4 protein-coding genes are annotated in these 6,682 nt (G+C 62.9%); 1 reads left to right on the forward strand and 3 read right to left on the reverse strand.

Features of this window, described 5'->3' with window-relative positions:
- From KAY22_RS22400 to KAY22_RS22410, 3 genes are all read right to left on the reverse strand, one after another.
- A partial coding sequence (locus KAY22_RS22400) for a TonB-dependent receptor (protein WP_296625394.1) occupies positions 1 to 2,480 on the reverse strand: 2,480 nt, incomplete at its 3' end.
- Positions 2,481 to 2,595: 115 nt separating this feature from the next.
- Complete coding sequence (locus tag KAY22_RS22405) at positions 2,596 to 4,323, reverse strand: alpha/beta hydrolase-fold protein (protein WP_296625395.1); 1,728 nt, start codon at positions 4,321 to 4,323, stop codon at positions 2,596 to 2,598.
- A gap of 40 nt (positions 4,324 to 4,363) precedes the next feature.
- On the reverse strand, positions 4,364 to 5,746 hold the full coding sequence (locus tag KAY22_RS22410) for a M24 family metallopeptidase (RefSeq protein ID WP_296625396.1): 1,383 nt from the start codon (positions 5,744 to 5,746) through the stop codon (positions 4,364 to 4,366).
- A gap of 332 nt (positions 5,747 to 6,078) precedes the next feature.
- On the opposite strand from KAY22_RS22410, the gene KAY22_RS22415 reads away from it, so the two are divergent.
- The coding region (locus KAY22_RS22415; protein WP_296625397.1) for a glycoside hydrolase family 3 N-terminal domain-containing protein at positions 6,079 to 6,682 on the forward strand (604 nt) is incomplete at its 3' end.

A 6,682-nucleotide genomic window follows, 5' to 3' on the forward strand; every position in this document is an offset into this window, starting at 1 on the left:
CCGGTGTTGACGTTGAAGCGCTCGAAGAAGCCGTCATTGGTCAGGAACAGCGTGCCGCCCGGACCACGGTTGATCGCGGCGCAGGACTGCGGATCGGCGTTGTAGAGGCAGTTCTTGAGCGCCAGGTTCGGATTGACGCTGCCGATCAGGTCCTTCACGCGGATGTTGAAATAGTCGACCGAGATGGTGAGACGGGGCACGAAGCTCGGCTCGAACACCGCACCGAAGGACCAGGTGTCGGCCTTTTCCGGCTTCAGATTCTCGTTACCGCCGATGATCGCGTTAAACTGACCCGCGGGGTTGTCGACGATATTGCCATATTGTGCGGCGGTAACGCCGGTGTTGGCGCACTGCGCAAAGGTCGCGAACGGCGTCGGGCCCGAGCAGGGATCGAAGGTGCCATTGGCGAGTTCGGTCAGCTCGACCTCGAACTTCGAACGCGACGCGAACAGTTCGACGACGTTCGGAGCACGGACGGCGCGCTGGTAGCTGCCACGGAAGCGCACTTCGCTGACCGGCGACCAGTTCAGGCCCAGCTTGTAGGTGTGGGTGTTGAAGCCGGTGTTGTAGTCCGAATAGCGATAGGCGCTTTCCAGCGACAGCAGCTGGAAGAAGGGACGCTCCTCGACGATCGGCACGTTGAGTTCGGCGAAGAACTCCTTGGCAATCGTGTTGCCCGACACCGGGAATTCAGGCTCGGTCGAGTTCTGATAGGCCTGGTCGGGGTTCAGCTCGAGCGTGTTCTTGCGATATTCGACACCGAAGGCGATGCCGACGCCGTTGTTCGCCCAGGGCAGCGTCATGCCATATTTGCCGAGGTCGCCGCTGATCGAGGCGACGATGTCGGTGAGCGCGGTCTGGCCGGTGATCTGCTGATCTTCACCGACATAGGCGATCGAGGCATCGCTGGCGCGGTTGCCGCTGACGAGATCGAGCGGAGCGCAGCGCGTGTCGTCATTGGCGGAGATGGCGTCGGCGTTGATCGCGCAGACGGCCTGGCCGAAGGTGGCCGAACCGGTGCGGCGGTCGATGACGGCGTTCAGCGCGTTGGCGAAACGGACCGTGTTGGCATTGCCGACGAAGCGGCTCTTGTAGCTGACTTTCGAATAGGAACCGAAGACGTCATAGCTGAAAGCTTCGTCGATCTTGCCGCGCACGCCGCCGACCAGACGGAAGGTGCTGTGGTTGATCTGGTCCTGACGGTTGCCGCCTTCGACGTTGCGGCGGCTGATGATCAGGCCGTTCGCGACGTCGGAACCGAGATAATTGCCCGCCGCGTCATAGCGACCGGCGCTCGAGAGGCCGGCAACGCCGCAGAGGAACTGCTGCTGCTGCGTGCTGAGGAAGGCGTTGTCGCAGTTGAGACCACCGCCCTGGCCGGTGATGCCGCCGGTGAGCACGCCCGGGGCGATCTGCGCCGTGGACGTGTCGTCCATGTAGCTGATCTCGAAATAGGGAACGATGCTCTCGCTGATCTCATAATGACCGATCGCACCCAGCGTATAGCGCTCGTCCGGGCGCTGATAATAGTTGGCCGGGGCGAAGTTGTAGGTGCGGCGGCCTTCGACGAACTGGCCATTGTCGGCGCGGAACTGCGACGGCACGCCAGCAAGACCCGAGGTGTTGGCGAAGTTGGACGGGAAGTTGAAGCCCGAGCCGCTGCAGGCATATTCGCTGCCGCCGACGCCGGCCGCACCGAGCGCACAGGCGCTGTAGTCGTAGTCGGCCTGCAGGATCGGGTTGATCTTGCGATAGGTACCATAAGCGGTGATGTTGCCACGGCCGTCGGCCATGTTGCTGCCCATGACGATCGAATAGTCCTGGGTGAAGCCGTTCCAGACATTCTTGTCGGGCTTCGGATAGGCGCCCGGGACGATGGCGTCATTGCGATCGAGCAGGTCGCGGAAGCCATCCTGACCGTTATTGTGCTGGAAGCCGCCGACATTGGCGGTGATCTTCAGACCCTCGAAATCGTCGATCAGGTTGAAGTTCACGACACCCGCGATCGCGTCCGAACCATAGACCGCCGAAGCGCCACCGGTGAGGACTTCGACGTTGCGGATCAGTGCGGTCGGAACCTGGTTGACGTCGGACGGAGTCGACTTGGGCGAACCATAAGGCAAGCGACGGCCGTTCACGAGCACCAGCGTGCGCGAGGGGCTGAGGCCGCGAAGATCGATCTGTGCGGTGCCGGTCGCCTCGTTCGAATTGGCCGAACCCTGGGCGGCGAAAACCTGCGGCAGCTGGTTGATGAGATCCTCGGCGCGGGTCGTGCCGCGGCTGACGAACTCGGCGCTGTTGATCTGCGTCACCGGGCTGACGCTCTCCATGTTCACGGAGCGGATGCGCGAACCCGTGACGACGATGTCGGCCGCCGGCGCATCGTCTTCGGCGGCCTGCGCGAACGCAGCCTGCGAGATGATCAGCCCCATGAAGGCGGAGCCCGCCAGCAATGTCTTCCTATCGATCAACCTAGCCATGAACATTCCCTTTGCATTGCGCGCCACGTAGGACGCAGTCTCCCTTCGGGTTCGCCAACGGCGCCCCGGCCCAGATCCTCTCTCGGTGTCGTCGAAGTCCGGCTGCCGTGCCGGATCAGTATCTCCAGCTCGTCAGATCGGCGCCCTTCGGCGCGCTTTCCTCGATCCTTTTCAATATCTTCGGTAGGTAGAAGCTGTTGTAGCGCAGGCGCGATATCGCGTTGCCGTTGGCGAAATCGCCATTCCAGCAATGCTCCGCCCGGTCGCCATAGAGCACCTCGCCCTTGTAGGGCGGGTCGGCCTTCTTGAGGAAATCCTCGGTCAGGTAGACGGCGTTGTTCAGGTAGAAATTGTCCATGTCGCCGACATAGATGTGGATCTTGCCCTGAAGCTTCGGCCCCAGCGTTTTCCAGTCGCGCTCCATGATGTAGCGCAGATCGTAATTGTCGCGCCAATAGGTCGCGACGCTTGGATCGATCACGCCCGTGCGCTTGTCCCAGATCCGCTTCGGATAGCCGTCGGGGCCGTTCGGCGAGAAGACCGCCTCCCAGATGTCCCACTGCCCGCCCGAGCGCGTCTTGTCGCCCATGACGAGTTCCCAGCGGTTCTCCATCTCCATCGTGTACGGGGAGTTGTCGAGATAATCGCGCTTGCCGGCGCGGGCCACGCGGGTGAACGGCCCTTCCAGATAATAAGCGTTCTTGTCCTTGTAGATGTTGGTCAGCATCAGCTGGCGGAAGTCGATCGGATCGGGGCAGGCCGCAAAAGCGCCGTTATAGTCGTCCGGATATTTGACCTGCACGCCGAGCGCTTCCCAGCCGCCGGTCGAGCCGCCGTAGAGAAAGCGCGCCCAGCCCTGGCCGAGGCCACGAAACTTCTTCTCCAGCGCCGGGATGAACTCGTGGGTGATGGCATCGCCATAAGGCCCGAGATTGGCCGAATTCACCGCATAGCTGTCGTCATAATAAGGATTGGAATGGTCGATCTCGACAATCAGCACCCGGGGGAATTTCTCCGAGATCCACTGCTTGTAGAAATTATACGCCTCTTCCTGCTCGGTGCGGTTGTAGCAGGGCAGATTGAACCGCTCGCTCGGCTCGCACTTCAGGTTCGGATCGGGGGGAGTCGTGCGGAAGCCGCCAAAATCCTCGGGAAAATGCCCGTGGAAGATCATCAGCGGATAGCGTGCCTCGGGATGCTTGTCGAAATCCTTGGGCACCAGGACGTGCCCACGCAGGTAGATGTCGCGTCCCCAGAATTTCGACAGCTTCTCGCTGCGGAATTTGAAGTGGCGGATGAACTCGCTGTCCTTGGGTTCCTCGATCGCCGGATTGACCTTGTCGAGGATGATCTCGACCTCACCCGGCTTGGCGGGGTCGAAATCGATCCACTGCGGCGTGCTGACGAGATTGCCCGGCTCCTTGCGCCAGTTCTGCCCCGCCCCGCGCGGCGCCGGCAGCTTCACGGTCTTGCCGTTCTGAAGCTTGTAGGTGTCGTAGCGGTGCAGCAGCGCCTGCACATAATAACGACCTGCCGGCACCTGGCTCATTGCTTCGGCTGGAAAGCCGAGAACATCGGCGCCGATCGTCGCGCTCGCACCCGGCTTGAGCCCGTCGACGTTCACGCCGAACATCTGCGCGCCGAAATAATCGGGCCGGGTCTGGTAGCGCGGCTCGCTCTTGCCGTCGGGCGTGAGCATCAGCATCACGCGGCCGTCGAAAGGACCGTCCTTTGCCGTCGCGGGAACGGTGACCTTGAACGTCTCGGCAGCTACCGGCGACGTCGCCAGCGCCAGCAGCGAAACCATGGCGGCTGCGGCGAGCCGGAATCCCTTATGCTTCATCGGTCACGTCCCCCTGATCTTCTCTCGCCCCCGCCCCGGCTCAGTCGGCCGGGATCAGGCGTATTTCGGTCTGGCGCCCATCGAGGAAGCGGACCTGCTTTCCGTCGAAGAAGGCATTTTCCTCGGTGCGGAACTCGACATCCTGGCCGCCCCATTCCGGGACGTCCTTGCGGGCCGACAGTTCGATCGACCAGGTCGTGTTCGCGTGGATCGGATTCTCACCGCGCGGATCGGCGTTCTGATTGTCCCAGAAGCCGACCGACGGTCCCGCCGCATGACCATGATAGCCGAGCGGGTGCGAATAGATTGACGGCTTCAGCCCCTGCGCCAGCGACTTGGCGCGGGCGGCGGCGAGCGCCTGATTGCCCGTCGCGCCCACCTTGTAGGACGACAGCAGCGCATCCTGGACCTTGTTGGCATCGGCAAGCCCCGCGCGCAGGCCGGCCGGGACGGCGGTCTCGCCGGGCCTGGCGACATAGGCCAGATGCTGGGTATCGGTGTTGAGACGCAGATAGGTGATGCCGAAATCGGTCCACAACATATCGCCGGGCTGGATAACGGTATCGCCTTCGAGCATGCCCTTCTGCCCCTGGCGGATGACCGCGACCGACGGCTGGAACCAGACCTTGAGGCCCAGATCGTTGACCCGCTGGCGATACCACCAGACGACGTCGTCGGTGGTCGTCTTGCCCGGCGTGATCACCTTGCGCGAAAAGGCATCGGCCATGATCGAATGCGCCAGACGGAGGATGCCGGGGTAGATGCGCATCTCCATCGGCGTGCGCGCCTCGAGCCAACCGACCGAAAGACGCTCCCCCGACACGATGCGCGAACGATATTGCTCGGGCAGCGCAGCGGTCATCTCTTCATATTGGCTCAGCGTCATGCCATCGGCGAAGGCCGACAGCGCGGAGGTGTTGATCGCGATGTTCGCCGGGTTGCGCGCGGCGATGATGTCGGCGACCGCCTTCCACTGATCAGGCTGCTTGTCGGGATCCCATGCCGGCTGGAACAGGCCACCGAGCCCATAGCGGCTGACGGTCAGCCGCTCGACCGGCTTGCCGTTGCCGGGATCGAAGAAGATCAGGATCGTGCGCCGGCGGGCGTGCATGCTTTCGGCGTTGAGCATGGTGGCGACCACCGGCTCCTCGAAATATTCGCGCGCCATCAGCACCCACATGCTGATCTTCTGCTCGCGCATCAGGCGCGGCACGATCGTATCGAGGCGGTCGGCGAGAATCGCGTTGATCAGCTTCGCCTGCTCGCGCATCGGCAGGATCTCGGGCGCAACCGGGGCGACCTGCTCGACATCGCTCATCGCCACGCTGTCGAGCGGCGCCTGCGCAAACGCAGGAATAGCGATCGCCGACGCCATGCAACCGGCGGCCAGACGCAATGCAGCGAGCCGAAAACCTGTCCTCACCAAATCCCCCTTGCGACCATTATTATGTGATATTGGCTATATTTCGGAACTGTGTCAACCGCCTCGTACAGCAGCCGTTGCGGCGTTGCCGAAATATAGTTTCGCCCTGATTGGATGGTGCGATGCAAAAGCTCGCTCGGTCGGCGGCGCAGTGGCGCCGAATGTCGACGGGCCGATCGGTCCCGGGCAAGTCCGATTGTCGGTCATATCGGGCACGAGCAAAATCGTTGGAAACGATTGCTGTCACATTGGCATCGACCATGATCAGAGAGAGACCATCGATGACCAAGACGACGCGCACGACGCTGGCCACTTGCATCGCCGTGATGGCGATGTTCCCGGCCCAGGCGCAGCAAGCGCCGGCAATGGACATGACGGCCGCTGCAAGGCGCGCCGCCGCGACGGTGCGGACCATGACCGCCGACGAGAAGGTGATACTGACCCACGGCATCATGCCGCTGGGGCTCAGCAAGACCATGCCCCCCATCCCGAGCGACGCCATTCCCGGCGCCGGTTACATTCCGGGAATCCCCCGGCTCGGCATACCAGCGCTGAAAGAAACCGATGCCAGCCTCGGCGTCACCTATGTGATGGGCGCGCGCAAGGACGGGGCGACCGCGCTTCCATCCGGCGTCGCGCAGGCAGCCTCTTGGAATCCCGATCTTCTCTATCGCGGCGGCGCGATGATCGGGTCCGAGGCGCGGGCCAAGGGGTTCAACGTGCTGCTGGCGGGCGGCGTCAATCTGATGCGCGATCCGCGCAACGGGCGGACCTTCGAATATCTGGCCGAGGATCCGCTGCTGTCGGGTGTCCTCGTCGGCGCCGCCATTCGCGGCGTCCAGTCCAACCACATCATCTCGACGATCAAGCATCTCGCGCTCAACGGCCAGGAAACCGGCCGCAAATATGCCAATGTCCGGATCAGCGAGGCGGCAG

This window comes from Rhizorhabdus sp. (genome assembly GCF_018006725.1).
In the GTDB taxonomy this organism is placed as follows: Bacteria; Pseudomonadota; Alphaproteobacteria; order Sphingomonadales; family Sphingomonadaceae; genus Rhizorhabdus.